The sequence below is a fragment of the Sphingomonas sp. SRS2 genome (assembly GCF_000971055.1).
Classification (GTDB): Bacteria; Pseudomonadota; Alphaproteobacteria; order Sphingomonadales; family Sphingomonadaceae; genus Rhizorhabdus.
In genome coordinates this window covers 37,282-52,772 of record NZ_LARW01000164.1, presented here as the reverse complement: position 1 = coordinate 52,772, position 15,491 = coordinate 37,282, and the positions used below count along the sequence as shown (strand labels likewise).

General features: G+C 65.7%; 16 protein-coding genes. 9 read left to right on the top strand and 7 right to left on the bottom strand.

Annotated features, from left to right (window positions below; translation table 11 throughout):
- The 3 genes from WP12_RS23060 to WP12_RS23050 all read right to left on the bottom strand — a co-directional run.
- Positions 1–384 (bottom strand): SDR family NAD(P)-dependent oxidoreductase (locus WP12_RS23060; RefSeq protein WP_046195981.1); only part of this gene is annotated, 384 nt, incomplete at its 3' end.
- Positions 384–1,313 carry an NADP-dependent oxidoreductase gene (locus tag WP12_RS23055; protein WP_046195980.1) on the bottom strand — a complete coding sequence of 310 codons (930 nt, stop codon included), beginning with the start codon at positions 1,311–1,313 and terminating at the stop codon, positions 384–386. The genes WP12_RS23060 and WP12_RS23055, both read right to left, overlap by 1 nt.
- Positions 1,310–1,762 carry an ester cyclase gene (locus tag WP12_RS23050; protein WP_200894588.1) on the bottom strand — a complete coding sequence of 151 codons (453 nt, stop codon included), beginning with the start codon at positions 1,760–1,762 and terminating at the stop codon, positions 1,310–1,312. The genes WP12_RS23055 and WP12_RS23050 overlap by 4 nt, the downstream gene beginning before the upstream one ends.
- Before the next feature lie 87 nt (positions 1,763–1,849).
- Between WP12_RS23050 and WP12_RS23045 the strand changes: the two genes are divergently transcribed.
- The 6 genes from WP12_RS23045 to WP12_RS23020 all read left to right on the top strand — a co-directional run bounded on the left by WP12_RS23045 (position 1,850) and on the right by WP12_RS23020 (position 8,756).
- Entirely contained in the window at positions 1,850–2,752 is a 903-nt protein-coding gene (locus WP12_RS23045) for a LysR family transcriptional regulator (RefSeq protein WP_046195978.1), read from the top strand.
- 638 nt (positions 2,753–3,390) lie between these two features.
- Positions 3,391–5,112: a dihydroxy-acid dehydratase gene (ilvD, locus tag WP12_RS23040; protein ID WP_046195977.1), complete on the top strand. Its 1,722-nt coding sequence runs from the start codon at positions 3,391–3,393 to the stop codon at positions 5,110–5,112.
- 66 nt (positions 5,113–5,178) lie between these two features.
- Positions 5,179–5,538 (top strand): hypothetical protein, encoded by a 360-nt coding sequence (locus WP12_RS23035; protein WP_152664126.1) that lies wholly within the window; start codon positions 5,179–5,181, stop codon positions 5,536–5,538.
- The gene (locus WP12_RS23030; RefSeq protein WP_200894587.1) at positions 5,535–6,902 is read left to right on the top strand and encodes an NAD(P)H-hydrate dehydratase; all 1,368 of its coding nucleotides are present in this window, start codon (positions 5,535–5,537) and stop codon (positions 6,900–6,902) included. Before WP12_RS23035 ends, WP12_RS23030 begins: the two co-directional genes overlap by 4 nt.
- On the top strand, positions 6,893–8,101 hold the full coding sequence (locus WP12_RS23025; RefSeq protein WP_046195976.1) for a class I SAM-dependent RNA methyltransferase: 1,209 nt from the start codon (positions 6,893–6,895) through the stop codon (positions 8,099–8,101). The genes WP12_RS23030 and WP12_RS23025 overlap by 10 nt, the downstream gene beginning before the upstream one ends.
- A gap of 85 nt (positions 8,102–8,186) precedes the next feature.
- Complete coding sequence (locus WP12_RS23020) at positions 8,187–8,756, top strand: hypothetical protein (RefSeq protein ID WP_152664125.1); 570 nt, start codon at positions 8,187–8,189, stop codon at positions 8,754–8,756.
- Here the strand turns inward: WP12_RS23020 and WP12_RS23015 are convergent.
- Positions 8,753–9,187 carry an MAPEG family protein gene (locus tag WP12_RS23015; protein ID WP_046195974.1) on the bottom strand — a complete coding sequence of 145 codons (435 nt, stop codon included), beginning with the start codon at positions 9,185–9,187 and terminating at the stop codon, positions 8,753–8,755. The genes WP12_RS23020 and WP12_RS23015 overlap by 4 nt on opposite strands.
- Positions 9,188–9,351: 164 nt before the next feature.
- On the opposite strand from WP12_RS23015, the gene WP12_RS23010 reads away from it, so the two are divergent.
- Positions 9,352–9,819, top strand: coding sequence for a BLUF domain-containing protein (locus WP12_RS23010; protein ID WP_235399292.1), 468 nt, complete (start codon positions 9,352–9,354; stop codon positions 9,817–9,819).
- Positions 9,820–9,866: 47 nt separating this feature from the next.
- Here WP12_RS23010 and WP12_RS23005 read toward each other — a convergent pair whose 3' ends face one another.
- Together WP12_RS23005 and WP12_RS23000 are read right to left on the bottom strand one after the other, a co-directional pair.
- Entirely contained in the window at positions 9,867–10,919 is a 1,053-nt protein-coding gene (locus WP12_RS23005) for a 1,9-bis(guanidino)-5-aza-nonane synthase (RefSeq protein WP_046195973.1), read from the bottom strand.
- A gap of 121 nt (positions 10,920–11,040) precedes the next feature.
- On the bottom strand, positions 11,041–12,243 hold the full coding sequence (locus tag WP12_RS23000) for a decarboxylase (RefSeq protein ID WP_046195972.1): 1,203 nt from the start codon (positions 12,241–12,243) through the stop codon (positions 11,041–11,043).
- 266 nt (positions 12,244–12,509) lie between these two features.
- On the opposite strand from WP12_RS23000, the gene WP12_RS22995 reads away from it, so the two are divergent.
- Positions 12,510–13,487: a cation diffusion facilitator family transporter gene (locus WP12_RS22995; protein ID WP_046195989.1), complete on the top strand. Its 978-nt coding sequence runs from the start codon at positions 12,510–12,512 to the stop codon at positions 13,485–13,487.
- An 11-nt stretch (positions 13,488–13,498) separates the two neighbouring features.
- Positions 13,499–14,596 carry a non-hydrolyzing UDP-N-acetylglucosamine 2-epimerase gene (wecB, locus tag WP12_RS22990; RefSeq protein ID WP_046195971.1) on the top strand — a complete coding sequence of 366 codons (1,098 nt, stop codon included), beginning with the start codon at positions 13,499–13,501 and terminating at the stop codon, positions 14,594–14,596.
- Here wecB and phhA read toward each other — a convergent pair.
- On the bottom strand, positions 14,593–15,471 hold the full coding sequence (phhA, locus tag WP12_RS22985) for a phenylalanine 4-monooxygenase (RefSeq protein WP_046195970.1): 879 nt from the start codon (positions 15,469–15,471) through the stop codon (positions 14,593–14,595). The genes wecB and phhA overlap by 4 nt on opposite strands.
- Positions 15,472–15,491: the final 20 nt, after the last annotated feature.

Sequence of the window (15,491 nt, the reverse complement as noted above, 5' to 3'; positions counted from 1 at the left end):
GCTGGCGTTCCGGGGGGATGGGTTTGCGCGCGCACCCTTCAGGTTGACCGCGATCGTCTCGTCGAACGCATGGTCCTCCGCTTCGGCGATCGACGTCAGGGTCATGACGCCGGCATCGTTGACCAGCACGCCGACCCCGCCGAACGCCTGCTCGGCGGCGTCGAACAGCGCCGTGACCGCGGCCGGATCGGAAACGTCAGCCTTGACCGTGGTCGCCTTCCCGCCGGCGGCCGCGATCTTCGCGACGAGCGCGTCCGCCGGGTCGCTGGCTGACGAATAGTTGATCGCCACCGCCAGCCCGTCCTGCGTCAGCCGTCCGGCGACAGCGGCTCCGATGCCGTGCGACGCGCCGGTCACGATCGCGCTTCTCTGCTGCTGTGCCATCACGTCGTCTCCATCTGGACGATGATCTTGCCGCGGGCATGGCCCGAAGCCTGATGGGCGAACGCCTCGTCGGACCGGTCCAACGGGATCACGCGGTCGACCAGCACGCTGAGCGTGCCGGCGGCCACCTGTTCAAGCAGCCGTGCCAGCCGCGCGGCGTCGGACTGGTGGAACACGAAGCCGGCGTTCACGCCATGCGCGCTCGCCAGCGCGTCGTCGGGCGGTGAAGCGGTGGCGGCGAGATAGCCACCACGGCGCAACACGCCGAAAGATCGCTGCTCGGTGTCGCCACCGATCGTGTCGAGTACGACATCGACATCCGACACCGCATCCTCGAACGGCTGCGCCGTGTAGTCGATCACCTGATCGGCACCGAGGCGGCGGGCGATCTCGACACCGTCGCCGGAAGCGGTGGCGATGACGCGCGCGCCGGCGTTGCGGGCGAGCTGGATTGCGAAGCTGCCGACACCGCCCGCGCCGGCATGTATCAACGCGGTTTGGCCCGACCGAAGCTTCGCGACCTCGAACAGCGCCTGCCAGGCGGTGCCGGCGGCGGTCGGTACGCCGGCCGCCTGCTCGAACGACACAGGCGCGGGGAGCCTGACGAGGTGCGTGACGGGGACTACCGCGCGTCCCGCAAGCGCACCGCCTGAAGAGGGATCGGTCCGCGCGACGACACGGTCGCCGACACGCCAGCCGGTCACGTCGGGTCCGACCTCGGCGATCGTGCCGGCGAGGTCGGTGCCAAGCGTGTAGGGAAACACGACCGGAAAGAAATCGTGCATGAACCCTTGCTGGATTTTGGTGTCGAGCGGGTTGAGTCCGGTGGCGGCGACGCGAACCAGAACCTCACCGGTGCCGATCGCGGGTACCGGTGTATCTGCGATGACGGGCTCGGCCTTGTAGGCGGAAATACGTGCGGTCTTCATGATGCGTCCTTCTTGTCGGCGGGCCAGGCACCGATCTGGTTCAGCCAGCCGAACCAGTCTTCGAGATGCCAGGTGTGCGTGAGGCGTCCGTTCTCGATGCGGTGGAATTCGTGGAGGGTGATCGTGAAGGCGCGTCCTGTCGGCGCGGCGCCGAACCACTCGCCAGTATGAGTGCCGGTCATCGCCGCGCGCACGCCGACCTGGTCGCCGTCGGCGATCACGCTGTGAACGGTGATCGCGAGATCCGGGATCGCCTGCCTGAAGGCGCGAATCATCGGCTTGATCCCCTCCGGCCCACCACCCTGGCCCGGCAGAAGCGGGATATCCTGCCAGTCGGATGTCACGACATCATCGAGCAGGTCCGGCTCGCCCGCAAAGGCGCGGTAGAAGGTGTCCAGCGTTGTGCGGACCTGACGGGCTGCATCGCTGGTGGTCGAATAGTCGCTCACATCCATTCTCCTCGAGTGATGTGACCAAGGTAGGAAGCGGCGCGGCGGTGTTGAAATCGATAGATTGGATGTGGCAACATCCACGCGATGGATTTGCATGGCATTGACCTGAACCTGCTTGTCGCGTTCGACGCGCTGATGGCGGAGCGCAGCGTGACGCGCGCCGGCGCGCGGGTCGGGCGCACGCAACCGGCGATGAGCGCGGCGCTGTCGCGGTTGCGCGCGCTTCTGGGCGACGAACTGTTCGTGCGCGGACCGACCGGACTTCAGCCGACGCCGCGAGCGCTCGACCTGGCCGAGCCGCTCGGGCGCGCCTTGGCGGAAATCGAGCGGACGCTGGCGTTCACCCAGCGGTTCGAACCACGCTCGTCGGCCGCGGCCTTCTCGCTCGGCCTCTCCGAACATCCCGCCCACGTCCTGCTGCCGCGGCTGGTCGAGAGGCTGCGCGAGATCGCGCCGGCGGTGGTCCTGCGCGTCCGCAGCTTCACCGCGCGCGACGATGCGGTGACGATGCTCGATGCCGGTGAGATCGATCTCGCGGTCGGCGTGCCGCCGACCGTTCCGGCCGCACGCATCCTCACCCGCCCGCTGTTCGAGGAGCGGTTCGTGTGTGTCCTGCGCCGCGATCACCCCGCGGCCGACCTGCCGCTCGACCTGAAGGCCTTCCTTGGGTTGTCGCACCTGCTCGTGTCCCCAGAGAACGAGCGGTTCGGCCATGTCGACGCCGCGTTGGCCAAACGTGGCCTGAAGCGCCGCGTGGCGCTGACGCTGCCGCAGATGTATGCTGCGCCCGCGCTGATCGCGCGATCGGACATGATCGCGACGCTCATGGCCGGCGTCGTCAGCGCCTCGGGGCATTCCCACGACCTGAGTGTCCTGACGCCGCCGCTCGATCTCGCATCCGTGCCGCTCGTGCTCGCCTGGCATCGTCGCAACGATACACACCCAGCCCAACGCTGGCTGCGGGAGACAATAGCCAGCCTCTTCTAGCCAACGTTCTCGTCCTTGAGGCTGAAGAAGTTGATGGCGCGAGTGTACCCACGGCGCAATTGGCCGACGCACTTCCTTCTATTCTTAGCGCAACGCTTGGCACCGCAGCTTGCAGCTTAGACAATGTGACGCTTGAGCGGCGACGAATGCGGGGAGCCAAAGAGCAACTTCGTGAGCGTCAAGCGTCCGCTTCTGTCAGATCCGGGCGATCGTGCCGGCACGCCCGAATGTCTTGGTCTGGTCGTTAGCGGACGCCTCGGTCCAACCAGATGAACGACCGCTATCGCCGCCAGCGAGCTCCAAAGTGCTAGTCGGCTAGCGGCCCAACAGCAGACCATCCTCACCTTCCTATTTTGCGTCGCTTTAGGCGTTGGCGGGTAGAGGCGATATAGTTTCGCCTATGTTCTCCCATTGTAGGATATCGCCTGCTACGCAGCGGCAATGACCTCGCCGATCAATTTCTCCCCGCCCGCCTCGACCGCTCCTCAAGCCCAGCTACCCAACCCCACAAAAATAAAAAAACACGAAAAACGCGCAGACAACCCCGTGCACCCGAAATCCGTCACCCTCGCGGCCACCATCCTCTTGCCTCATTCCGGCCTCCCGCCTAGACGCCTCGGCACACGGAGGAAGGCCCGATGACACACACGTTCGACAAGTCGAAGCTCCCCAGCCGCTATGTTTCGGTAGGTCCCGAGCGCGCGCCGCAGCGCAGCTATTATTATGCGATGGGGATGACCGAGGAGGAGATCGCGCAGCCTTTCGTCGCGGTCGCCTCGGCGGGCAACGACAGCGCGCCGTGCAACACCACGCTCGATGCGCAGGCGGACATCTGCCGCGAGGGCGTGATGGCCGCGGGGGGCACGCCGCGCCGCTTCAACACCATCACTGTTACCGATGGCATCGCGATGGGTCATCAGGGGATGAAATCGTCGCTGGTCAGCCGCGAGGTGATCGCGGACTCGGTCGAGCTGTCGGTGCGCGGTCATTGCTATGACGCGGTCGTCGGCTTTGCGGGGTGCGACAAGTCGCTGCCCGGCATGATGATGGCGATGCTGCGGCTCAATGTGCCGTCGATCTTCGTCTATGGCGGGTCGATCCTGCCCGGCACCTATCAGGGCCGCGACCTGACCGTGCAGGACGTGTTCGAGGTGGTCGGCCGCTATTCGGCCCAGGCCTGCGACCTTGCCGAAGTCACCGCGATCGAGAAGGCGGCATGCCCCGGCCACGGCGCGTGCGGCGGGCAGTTCACCGCGAACACCATGGCCTGCGTCGGCGAGGCGATCGGCCTGTCGCTGCCCAATTCCAACATGGCCCCCGCGCCCTACAAGGCGCGTGACGATATCGCGCGCGCCGCGGGGCGGCAGATCATGGAGCTGATCGCGAAGAATATCCGTCCGCGCGACATCTGCACCCGCGAGGCGTTCGAAAACGCCGCGCGGATCGTCGCGGCGACCGGCGGCTCGACCAATGGCGGGCTCCATCTGCCCGCGATGGCGAATGAGGCGGGGATCGATTTTTCGCTGTTCGACGTGGCCGATATCTTCAAGACCACCCCCTATCTCGCCGATCTGAAGCCAGGCGGCCGCTATGTAGCCCGCGACATGGCCGAAGCGGGCGGCGTCTACATGCTGATGAAGACGATGCTGGCCGAAGGCCTGTTGCACGGCAACTGCATGACCGTCACCGGCAAGACGCTGGGCGAGAATATCGACGAGATCACCTGGAACCCCGATCAGAAAGTGATCTACGACGCGAAGACCCCGATCACCCCGACTGGCGGCGTCGTTGGGTTGAAGGGCACGCTCGCCCCCGAAGGCGCGATCGTGAAGGTCGCGGGCATGGCGCGGCTCCAGTTCACCGGCCCGGCGCAGGTGTTCGATTGCGAGGAAGACTGTTTTGCCGCGGTCGAGGCGCGCAGGATCGTCGAGGGTTCGGTGATCGTGATCCGCTATGAAGGCCCCAAGGGCGGCCCCGGCATGCGCGAGATGCTGGCGACCACCGCCGCGCTCTATGGCCAGGGCATGGGCGAGAAGGTCGCGCTGATCACCGACGGCCGCTTCTCGGGCGCGACGCGGGGCTTCTGCATCGGCCATGTCGGCCCCGAAGCCGCCGATGGCGGCCCGATCGCGCTGATCGAGGATGGCGACATCATTTCGATCGACGCGATTGCCGGAACGATCGATCTCGACGTGGCCCGCGACGTGCTCGCCGCGCGCCGGGCGAAGTGGCAGCCGCGCGAGAACGACTATCAGTCGGGCGCGCTGTGGCGCTATGCGCAGAACGTCGGGCCGGCCTGGCAGGGAGCGGTGACGCATCCCGGCGCCAGGTCCGAAAAGCATGTCTTCGCGGATATCTGATCCGTCGCCGTATTCCCCGCCCGCATTCGGGCGGGGTTAGGGGTGGGCTTGCAGGACCTCGCGGCGATGCGCCGGCTTCCTGTGCGGAAGGCTCACCTGTGGGCGGGGCTCCTCATCCTCCCCGCCTGCAACGCCACCGACGAAACCCAGATCGACGGCAGCGAGCCGATCCCCTGTCTCCTGCCCGGCGCGAGCGAATATAAGATGCTGTGCACCATCGACCGCATGATCACCCCCGATGGCGCCGTCCTCACCGCGCGTGCGCCCGATGGCGAGTTTCGCCGCCTGCTGGTGGTGAAGGACGGGCGCGGCGTGATCGCGGCGGACGGAGCCGAGATGGTCAAGGTCACGCCCGCCGGATCGGATGGGATCGACGTCATGGCGGGCGACATCGTCTATCGTCTGCCGGCAAAGATCGCGCCGTGACCGGCCGCCCAATCCTGACCGCTGCGGAGATGCGCGCCGCCGAAGTGGCGGTGTTCGCGACCGGCGTCACGGTCGAGCAGGCAATGGAGCGCGCGGGCGCGGCAGTGGCCGAGGTGGCGTGGCGCTATGCGGGGCGCGCGCCGGCGCTGGTGGTCTGTGGCCCCGGCAATAATGGCGGCGATGGTTATGTGATCGCACGTCGGCTGAAGGATCGCGGAGTGCCGGTGCGCGTGGCGGCGAGCGGCGAGCCCAGGACCGATGCGGCGCGGGCCAATCGCGGGCGGTGGGATGGCCCCGTCGAGACGCTCGCCGATGCGAAGCCGGCGCGGCTGCTGATCGATGCGCTGTTCGGCAGCGGGCTGGTCCGTGCGCTTGATCCGGCGATCGCGGGACCGCTCGAACGGCTGGCGGCGGCGGCGCAGATGCGGCTCGCGGTCGATCTGCCGAGCGGGATCGGCAGCGATGACGGCGCGCTGCTCGGCCCTGCAATCGCCTATGACGTGACGGTCGCGCTCGCGGTGCTGAAGCCCGCGCACCGGCTGCAACCGGCAGCGGCGCTGATGGGTCGGTTGATCGTCGCCGATATCGGCATAGCGGGGACATCGCGGCTCAGCGAAATAGCCCGTCCGCACCTCCCCGCACCGGGCCCGGACGACCACAAATATACGCGCGGCCATGTCGTCGTGGTCGAGGGCGCGATGCCTGGCGCTGCCATGCTCTCCGCGATGGCGGCGCAGCGCGGCGGCGCGGGCTATGTGACGCTGACGGGGCATGGAACGGGCGGCCCGGCCGCGATCGTGCGACGCGGCGGCGATCTCGCCGACATCCTTGTGGACCGGCGGGTTGGGGCGGCGCTGATCGGACCGGGGCTCGGCCGCGAGGCTGCGGCACGCGCGCTGCTCGATGCCGCGCTGGCGAGCAAGAAGCCGCTGATACTCGATGCCGATGCGCTGATGCTGCTCACGGAACGCCGCCCGCTCCAGGGCATGCCGATCCTGACCCCGCATGAAGGCGAGTTTGCCGAACTGTTCGGTGAACTGCCCGGCAACCGGGTCGAGCGCGCCGGCGCCGCCGCCGCAAATGCGCAGGCGGTGATCGTGCTCAAGGGCCCCGACACGGTGGTGGCCGCGCCCGATGGCCGTGCGGCAATTTCCGTGCCCGCACCGGGCTGGCTTGCTACCGCAGGCACCGGCGACGTGCTGGCGGGCCTCATCGCCGCCAACCGCGCCCGCGGTCTGGACGCATTCGAGGCGGCCTGTGCCGGCGTGTGGCTGCACCGCCGCGCCGCCGAACTGGCGGGACCGGGCTTGATCGCCGACGATCTCATCGGCCATCTGCCGCAGGCGCTGGCGGAATGCCTGTGACCGAACTCGCCCCCATCGTCCGTATCGCCGCACGCGGCGAGGGCATCACCGAGGATGGACGCCACTCCCCGCTGTCGGCGCCCGGCGATCTGCTGGCCGTCGATGGAACGCTGACTCATGGGCCGCACCATGTCGATCCGCCGTGCCGCCATTTCCCGAAATGCGGGGGCTGCCAGCTGCAGCATGTCGACGATGCCAGCTATGCCGACTTCATCGGCCAACGCATCGTCAGCGCGCTGGGGCAGCAGAAGATCGATCCGCCCGAACTCGCGCCTGCGATCCTGTCCGCGCCGGAAACGCGCCGCCGCGCCGCGCTGCGCGCCGAGCGGCAGGGTAAGAAGATGCTGCTTGGCTTCAACGAAGCTCAGACCCATCATATCGTCGACCTGAAGATGTGCTCGATCCTGCACCCGGCGTTGTTCGCGCTGGTCGGCCCGCTCCGAAAATTGCTGCACCCCATGCTGCGGGACCGGCGCGCCGCGGGCGTCCAGATGACGCTGGTCGACCAGGGTGTCGACCTGCTGATCGAGAAGATCGAGGTCGAGGGGCTGGCGGCGATCGAGGCTCTCAACGACTTTGCCGTGCAGCATAAGCTCGCCCGACTGTCGATCGACGATGGCTATGGCGCGCAGCCGCGTTGGGAGCCCGAGCCTGCGACGGTGACGCTCGGCGGCGTCCATGTCGCTTTTCCGGCGGCGGGTTTCCTTCAGGCCACGGCGGAAGGCGAGGCGGCATTGGTTGCGACGGTCGAGGCGATCGTCGGCGATGCTGCGGTGGTCGCTGACCTGTTCGCCGGCCTCGGCACCTTCGCCCTGCCGCTATCGCGTGACCGGCGCGTTTACGCGGCGGAGGGTGCGCGAGACGCCGTCCTCGCGCTCAAGGCCGCGGCCGACCGGACGCAGCGGATGATTGCGGTCGACCACCGCGATCTGTTCCGTCGTCCGCTCGATGCCGCAGAGCTCGACCGGTTCGATGCGGTCGTGCTCGATCCGCCACGCGCGGGCGCGCGCGAACAGATGGCCGCGCTCGCCGCGACGAAGAAGCTCGCGCGGATCGCCTATGTGTCTTGTAATCCTTCGACCTTCGCGCGCGACGCGCGCACGCTGACGGAGGGCGGCTGGCGGCTCGAGCGGATCACGCCCGTCGGCCAGTTCCGCTGGTCGACGCATGTCGAGCTGGTGGCGTCGTTCGGACGTTAAGCAATACGCCGCCGTAACGATCGCTTAACCATATCTTGTCGGCCGACCGGCTAGGAAGGCGCATCCCTTCACAAGGTGGTGCGTAATGGCTTCAGGCCGGGTCTTCGTTGCTTTGGCATGTCTGGCGATGGCGGGTGGGGCGCAGGCCGCGTCCGCTCCCGCGATGCGCCTGTCGCTCAATCTTCGCACCCTCGAAGGCGCGTCCGAGGTCAGCTATCATCCAAGACGCTGGCTGACGATCCGGCGCAGCGCCGCCTTCGTCCGCCCCGATCCCCTCGCTGACGTTACCGCCGTACCCGCCCCGGCCAGCGCGCGGCCCCGCGCCTATGCGATGACCGGGGACATCCACCCGTTCGGCGACGGCTTCCGCGTTTCGCTAGGCCTGCGCGAGGACGGCAATCGCCGTCTGCTACGCGGCGGCAATGACCGTGCCGACATCGGCACCGCGCAATATGCCCCGACGATCTCGATCGGCTATGCCGAAGAGGTGGGCGAAGGCCTGTCGCTGGGCGGCGATGTCGGCCTGCTCGGCGACGATATGGGCCGCGGCGCCGGCGGTGTGCTCGTCACTCCGATCGAAATGACATCGCACAGACGCGACGAGGACCGGGGCTTTCGCCCCGTGCTGCGTTTCGCGGCGGGATATCGGTTCTAAGCGCCCGGAGCGGAGAACAGGATCAACGCGGCATTGACCGCGAGGATCAGCAGCACGATCGACGCCGCGACGAAGATAGCGAAGCGCAGCATGGGCTTGTTGACCGTTGCCTGCACCAGGCTGTGCGCCACGCGTAGACCGACGTAGATCCAGGCCAGCGTCGCATTGATGCCACCACCAGCCGCCAGCAGCGCCAGCGTGATCGCCACCGCGTAGAAGATCGTCGGCTGTTCGTGGAGATGGTTGTAATTGTCGGCCTTCCAGCGGACGCTGGGCGGAATGCGGTCCATGAACTCGCTCGGCGGGCGGTTTGGATCATAGACGATCTTGCCCTTGATGACCGCGGGCAGCCGCGTGGCGTAAAGCCAGAACCACATCACGAAGGTCCACAGCACCAGCGCGATGACTGCGCCTAATATTGGCGTATGCATGATCCGCTCTCCCCTTATCGTGGATTAGTCTGGCGAGCCGCACGGGTCCTGTCAAACTTGAGCCGCCTCCGAGCATTCACCATGAGGCTCATACTTTCGACCTACACATTCCCGGAATATCACGCTTATTTCCAATTTTGTAAGATGCGGGACCATGAGGAAGCATGTCATGTTTGGCCATGTTCATATCGCTTATCTATGTCAGCCACAGTCTGATTGCGCGCGAGGCCCAGGAAGCGGAGATCGACAGCATCGTTACTGGTTCGGTTGAGCGCAACGCGCGGCTTGGCGTCCGTGGCGCTCTGCTCTTTACCGAGCAGCATTTCGCGCAACTGCTCGAGGGGCCTGAGACCGCAGTCGAAGAGGTGATGGAGAGGATCATCGAGGACCCCCGGCATGATCAGATCACCATCATCGAGCGCAAGCCGATCGACGGCTATCGCTTTCCCGATTGGAGCATCGTCTATTGGGGGAATGCGAGCTACATGGATCGCAAGATCGCGACCGTTCTGCACAAGCAAGACGCGCTGAATCAGGCTGGGCAGACGGCGCAGCTGTACGAACTCATCCAGCGGATGGCGCAAGGAAGCCATGATCGGGACGCCCCGATTGGAAGGCCGTCCACGAAATAGTGGTCGGGTTCCTCCCCACGCCGAGCGTAGGGAGGAATGTCCGGCGATCAGTCGAAAATCTTGCCCCAGGCGCGCTTGGCGCGGCCCTTCCAATGGCCGCGATGATAGGCGTCCGACGCCAGCAGCGGGATGACCGATCCGGCCTCGGCGAACACCATCTGCTCGATGCCCGTGTTCACCTTGCCCCAGCTCGCCGCCTCTTGGAGGGTCGACGAGGAGCAGGCGCCGTCGCGTACGTCGGCGACGGTGATCTGCACGGCATATTTGTGCACCTCGACATCGTGATGGCCGAGGATTTCGGCGCAGACGACGGTGTCCTGAATGAAGTTCTTCGGCACGCCGCCGCCGATCATCAGCAGGCCGCTGGTGCCCGCCTTGATCTTTATGTCGGTCAGTTCGCGGAAGTCGGCGATCGCGTCGAGGACCATATAGGGGCGGCCGGCCTTCATGCAGTCGACCTGATGCTTCACGAGGCCGAATCCGGCCGAAGAGTCGACGAAGGCCGGGCAGAAGATCGGCACGTCATGCTCATAGGCCAGCTTGACGAGGCTGTTTTCCTTCTTGCCATGCTCGACGAGATATTTCCCCATTTCGCGGATGAAGGCGCGGCTCGAATAGGGGCGCGGCTCCAGCGAGTTCGCGATCTTGTTGATCGTGAAGTCGCAATCCTGAAGCTGCTCCTCGTCGATATAGGTGTCGTAGATACGGTCGATCAGCAGCGAGCGTAGCGTATCGTCGTCGGGCACCTCGAGCGCCTGATAATGTTTGTGGCCAAGACCCTCGAAGAAATCCATGTCGACGATCGAGGCGCCGGTAGCGACGATCGCGTCGACCATGCCGCTGCGGACCAGTTCGGCATAGGCGTCCATGCATCCACCTGCCGAGGTCGAGCCCGCGATCACCAGGAAAATGGTGCAATCGGGGTCTTCGAGCATCTGGTTGTAGATGCCGGTCGCGCGGGCAAGATCACGGCTGGTGAAGCTCATCTTGCCCATCGCGTCGATGATAGGACGCGCATCGAAGCTCTTGATGTCGATATGCTCGACGACGGTCGAGAGCAGCTCGGCCTTGCGCGTGTCGTTGATGGCGGCTTCGGTCATGATGGTCTCCGGAATTCTGGGCACTCGTCATCCCAGCGAAAGCTGGGCTCTCCCTTCTTCGTGTCAAGGAAGAGAGATGCCAGCTTTCGCTGGAATGACGGAACTATGTGGTAGGCGGCTCTTACAGCTTGATGACGTTCGACGGAACCGCTTCGCGATCCTCGTCCTCGGCGATGTCGGCGATGTATAGGCTCGCCATCGGCTCGTCCGACATGATCACCCGTTCGCCGGCGGTGAAGCCGTTGAAGCCGGTGCGCATCGCGCAGCCATAAGCGCCGAGCATGCCGATCTCGATATAATCGCCGGGGCCGACGTCGGCGGGCAGCATGAACGGGCCGGCCATGCGATCCATGTCGTCGCACGTCGGGCCGTAGAAGCTGAAGCCGAGGTCGCGGGCGTTCGAGTCCGGCTCGCGCAGCAGCTTGACCGGGAAGCGCCAGCCGACATGCGCCGCATCGAACAGCGCGCCATAGGCGCCGTCGTTGATGTACAGCTCGTCACCACGGCGACGCTCGACACGGACCAGCAGGCTCGCATATTCGGCGCACAGCGCGCGGCCGGGCTCGCACCACAGTTCGGACGAATAGCTGACCGGCAGGCTTTCGAAAGTCTGATGGATCGCCGCGAAATAGGCTTCGAGCGCGGGCGGCTCCATCCCCGGATAAACCGAGGGGAAGCCACCGCCGACATCGATCACGTCCACGGTGACAGCCGCGGCGACGATCGCGGCACGAACGCGCTCCATCGCCTGGACATAGGCCGAAGGGCTCATCGCCTGGCTGCCGACATGGAAGCAGATGCCCAGGGCATCGGCGACCTGACGGGTGCGCTGGAGCAGTTCCTTCGCCTCATGCTGCTCGACGCCAAACTTCGACGCGAGGCTGAGCTTCGACATTTCCGACGAAACGCGCATGCGGACGCACAGAGTCAGGTCGGCCGCACCCTTGGTGGCGCGGACGATCTTCTCCAGCTCCTCAATCGAATCGAGTGAGAAGGTGCGGACGCCATGATCGAAATAGGCTTCGGCGATCGCTTCTTCTGCCTTGACCGGGTGCATGAAGCACAGGGTTGCCTCGGGCAGGAGACCGGCCACCAGACGCACCTCGGCGATCGACGCCACGTCATAGTGCGTGATGCCATTATCCCACAGGATCTGGATCAGGTCGGGCGATGGATTCGCCTTGACCGCATACATCGAGCGCCCCTGGAACTTCTCGACGAAGAACCGGGCGGCCCGCGCAGCGGCGTGGGGGCGAAGAAGCGTGACCGGTTGAACCGGTCGAAGGGACGTAGCTAGCCCCAGCGCGCTATGATGCTTGTGCAACTCAAGGGACCTCCGGGTGTAACGTTGGCAAGAAAGCTGCCTTGCGGTGGAAGTCCCATGGGGCAGCGGAGGCGCGGATATATGGTGCTGAAACCTCGATGTAAAGTTTCGATCCGCAGTCTATCCCCGCAGAGGCCCGGAGTGCCCTGAAAACGGGCGAAAACGCCGATGGGGCGATGCCGTCCTGGTCGCTCGTTACGGCGCGAATCGGTGCGAATCGGATAGCGCCCTTGCCTTTGGCGAAGCGCTATGGCTTGGCTGCGGCAATGGCGGACCATCATCATCACCATGCGGGCGATGCGCATGATCACGGGCATGGCAGCCACGGCCATCACGGCCATTCGCACGCTCCCGCCGAACTCGGTCGCGCCTTCGCGATCGGGGTGACGCTCAACCTCGGCTTCGTCATCATTGAGGGCGCGGCGGGACTGCTCTCCGGATCGTTGGCGCTGATCGCCGACGCTGGCCACAACCTGTCCGATGTTCTGGGCCTGCTGATGGCCTGGGCGGCCTATGCGCTGTCGAAACGCCCGCCGAGCGAACGCTTCACCTATGGCCTCAGGGGTTCGTCGATCCTCGCGGCGCTGTTCAACGCGGTCTTCCTGCTCATCGCCTGCGGCGCGATCGCGCTGGGCGCAATCCAGCGGTTCTTCAACCCCGCCCCCATCGAGAGCGGCATGATGATGGCGGTCGCGGCGATCGGCATCGTCATCAACCTGGGCACCGCTCTGTTGTTCCTGCGCGGCGGCGAGCATGACATCAACATCCGCGGGGCCTTTCTTCACATGGCGGCGGATGCAGGCGTGTCTGCCGGGGTGGTCGTGGCAGGATTGCTGGTGGCGCAGACCGGATTGCTGTGGATCGATCCGGCGATCAGCCTGATTATCGTCGCAGTGATCGTCGTCGGCACCTGGGGCCTGTTCCGTGACTCGCTGACCATGTCGCTCAACGGCGTGCCCGGCGGGATCGATCCCGCCGCCGTCACCGCGCGTTTGGCCGGTCTGCCCGGCGTGACGGCGGTTCACCATGTCCATATCTGGCCGACCAGCACCACCGAAGTTGCACTGACCGCGCATCTGCTGATGCCCGACGGGCGCAGCCGCGACGAATTCCTGGCGCAGACGGCCCAGCTGATGCGCGAAGAATTCCGCATCGGCCATTCGACCTTCCAGATCGAACAGGGCGCTTGCGCCGACGAGCAGCGCGATTGTGGTCCAGCCGCGCACGACCATCACGATCATTGAGTAAGGCTGAGATGTCCAAACCCGCGCTTGTCCACCTGATCGCCGCCGCACGGCCCAATTTCATGAAGGTCGCGCCGTTGTGGCATGCGCTGAAGGCCACCGAGGATTTCCTTCCGGTGATCGTCCATACCGGCCAGCATTATGATGCGGCGATGTCCGACGATATTTTTACCGATCTGGGCCTGCCCGCGCCCGATCATCATCTCGGCATCGGATCGGGCAGTCATGCCGAACAGACCGGCAAAGTGATGATAGCCTATGAGAAGCTCGCGATTGAGCAGCGGCCCGACTGGCTGATCGTCGTCGGCGACGTCAATTCGACCGCTGCGGCCTCGATGGCGGCGGGCAAGCTGCGCATCCCGATCGTCCATCTCGAGGCCGGGCTGCGCAGCCGTGACCGCGACATGCCCGAGGAATTGAACCGCCTCGTCACCGATGTGCTCGCCGACGTGCTGTGGACGCCTTCGCCAGACGCCGACGCCAATCTGATCATGGAGGGCATCCCGCTCGAACGGATCACCCGCGTCGGCAATATCATGATGGACAGCTATGAACTGGTCCGTCCCGCGATCGAGGCTGCGGACTATCCGGGCGAGCTTGGCCACACGGCAGGGGGCTATGGCGTGGTGACGCTTCACCGCCCGTCCAATGTCGACGTGCCCGAGCAGCTCGAACGCCTCGTCGAGGCGTTGATCGCGGTGCAGGTGCACCTGCCGTTGATCTTCCCGGTTCACCCCCGCACGAAACAGCGGCTGGGCGACGCCGGCATGGCGCGGCTGGAGGCGGCGGGAATTACTCTGGTCGGTCCGGCGGCCTATGTCCGCTTCATGAGCCTGGTCGCGGGTGCGGCAGCGGTGATCACCGATTCCGGCGGCATCCAGGAAGAAACCACCTATCTCGGCATTCCGTGCCTGACGCTGCGCGAGAATACCGAGCGGCCGATCACGATCAGCGAAGGCACCGCCCAGCTTGTCAACGCGGACAGCCTCCTCGATCGCCTGCTCGCCGCGCTTGCCGAACCCAGGCAGGATCGCAAGCGGCCCGACTTTTGGGACGGGAAGACGGCGGAGCGCTGCGTCGAGGATCTGCGGCGCCGGACGGCAGCCTAGACGGTCTTCTCCCGGTCGCGAGCATAGGCCTGAGTGCCGCGTGTGATCACCCTGTCGCCCGGCGCGATTTCGCCCGGTTCATAGTCGGGCTGAGGCGCGATCTCGGCGTAGAGCGGCGCGAAATCGGTTTCGATGGTCTGGCGGAGCAGATCGTCAAAGCTGTCGATCACGAAATAATTCTGCTGATAGTCATCGATCCGATAGCGGGTGCGCATCACCCGCTTGAGATCGAAGCCCATTCGGTTGGGCGACGGATCGTCGAGCGCGAATCGGGATTCTCCATAGGAGGAGACGATGCCCGCACCGTAGAGCTTCAGGGCATCGCCGTCGCGGATCAGTCCGAACTCTACCGTGTACCAGTAGAGCCGCGCGAGGCGGTCGATCGCGCCATGTTCCAGAGCGCGAAGGCCGCCCCGGCCATAGGCCTGCATGTAATCGGCGAACACCGGGTGGGCGAGCAGGGGGACGTGGCCGAAGACATCATGGAAGATGTCGGGTTCCTGCAGATAATCGAGCTGTTCGGGGGCGCGGATGAAGCGTCCGGCGACGAAGCGGCGGTTGGCGAGATGATCGAAGAAGACATCCTCGGGAACGAGCCCGGGGACGGCCAGCACCTGCCAGCCGGTCGCCTTCATCAGCCGATCGGACAGTTCGGTGAAGTTCGGGATGCCGGGTCGCGACAGCCCCGCCAGTTCGAGACCCTCCAGGAAAGCCGGCGCAACCCGGCCGGGCAGCATGGCGGACTGGCGTGCGAACAGGGTGTTCCATGTCGCATGATCGTCTGGCGTGTAGCTTTCCCACGCCTGATCGACTGTCCAGTCGGCTGCGGCGCCCGGTGGAAGAGCGGCCGGAATATTCTGATCCGTCTTGAGCATTCGCCAGATATAGCAACAAA

Coding starts and splice junctions, on each gene's coding strand:
- WP12_RS22995 (WP_046195989.1), top strand. CDS start 12,510: ATGGCGGACCATCATCATCACCATGCGGGCGATGCGCATGATCACGGG.
- WP12_RS23035 (WP_152664126.1), top strand. CDS start 5,179: ATGCGCCGGCTTCCTGTGCGGAAGGCTCACCTGTGGGCGGGGCTCCTC.
- WP12_RS23020 (WP_152664125.1), top strand. CDS start 8,187: ATGGCTTCAGGCCGGGTCTTCGTTGCTTTGGCATGTCTGGCGATGGCG.
- WP12_RS23055 (WP_046195980.1), bottom strand. CDS start 1,313: ATGAAGACCGCACGTATTTCCGCCTACAAGGCCGAGCCCGTCATCGCA.
- WP12_RS23015 (WP_046195974.1), bottom strand. CDS start 9,187: ATGCATACGCCAATATTAGGCGCAGTCATCGCGCTGGTGCTGTGGACC.
- WP12_RS23005 (WP_046195973.1), bottom strand. CDS start 10,919: ATGACCGAAGCCGCCATCAACGACACGCGCAAGGCCGAGCTGCTCTCG.
- WP12_RS23010 (WP_235399292.1), top strand. CDS start 9,352: ATGTCATGTTTGGCCATGTTCATATCGCTTATCTATGTCAGCCACAGT.
- wecB (WP_046195971.1), top strand. CDS start 13,499: ATGTCCAAACCCGCGCTTGTCCACCTGATCGCCGCCGCACGGCCCAAT.
- phhA (WP_046195970.1), bottom strand. CDS start 15,471: ATGCTCAAGACGGATCAGAATATTCCGGCCGCTCTTCCACCGGGCGCC.
- WP12_RS23045 (WP_046195978.1), top strand. CDS start 1,850: ATGGATTTGCATGGCATTGACCTGAACCTGCTTGTCGCGTTCGACGCG.
- WP12_RS23025 (WP_046195976.1), top strand. CDS start 6,893: ATGCCTGTGACCGAACTCGCCCCCATCGTCCGTATCGCCGCACGCGGC.
- ilvD (WP_046195977.1), top strand. CDS start 3,391: ATGACACACACGTTCGACAAGTCGAAGCTCCCCAGCCGCTATGTTTCG.